This is a genomic window from Paludisphaera soli (assembly GCF_011064595.1).
GTDB lineage: Bacteria > Planctomycetota > Planctomycetia > Isosphaerales > Isosphaeraceae > Paludisphaera > Paludisphaera soli.
The window spans coordinates 1-536 of sequence record NZ_JAALJI010000145.1; the positions used below are offsets into that span (position 1 = coordinate 1).

Consider the following 536-nt stretch of genomic DNA (forward strand, 5'->3'; position numbering starts at 1 on the left):
GACGGCTACGAGGTCGCCGAGCTGCTCCGCGGCGACGGACGCACGGCGGAAGCCGTGATCGTCGCCGTCTCGGCCTACGACCCGGCCCACGACCTGGCTCGGGCCGTGCGTCCCGCGTTCGACCACCGGCTGATGAAGCCGGTCACGGGACGCGAGCTGCTGACGTTCCTCAAGTCGGCGGGACGCCCGGCCCGCGACTCGAACTGAAAACACTTCGCCGAGGCCGAGGCCAGGAAGCTCAGTAACCCGGCTGCCGGCCTTCCAGCACGTCCTCGACGGCCGTCCGGGCGAGGGGCGTCGAGGTGGCGCGGGCGGTCGTCACGCCCTGAAGACTGACACCGGCCCCTCGCCGGGAGCCGCTCTCGTTCGTGCTCCGCCCGCTCGCCGAGGTCCGCATGTGGCACGGCTCGAAGGGGTTGCGGTCGAATCGATCGCATGACAGGGTGCAGGGTATCGAACCGCGTCGTCCATTACGATACGTTAATGGGCGGGACGACGACGCGCGCCCCGGTCGGGGCGTCCGAACCACACCTTCC

Annotated in this window: 2 protein-coding genes; one reads left to right on the top strand and one right to left on the bottom strand. The window is 70.5% G+C overall.

The window, feature by feature from the left end:
* Positions 1–207 (top strand): hypothetical protein (locus G6O68_RS32065; RefSeq protein ID WP_390625421.1); only part of this gene is annotated, 207 nt, incomplete at its 5' end.
* Between the two features lie 31 nt (positions 208–238).
* Here G6O68_RS32065 and G6O68_RS32070 read toward each other — a convergent pair.
* Positions 239–397: a hypothetical protein gene (locus tag G6O68_RS32070; RefSeq protein WP_165253842.1), complete on the bottom strand. Its 159-nt coding sequence runs from the start codon at positions 395–397 to the stop codon at positions 239–241.
* Positions 398–536 lie beyond the last annotated feature (139 nt).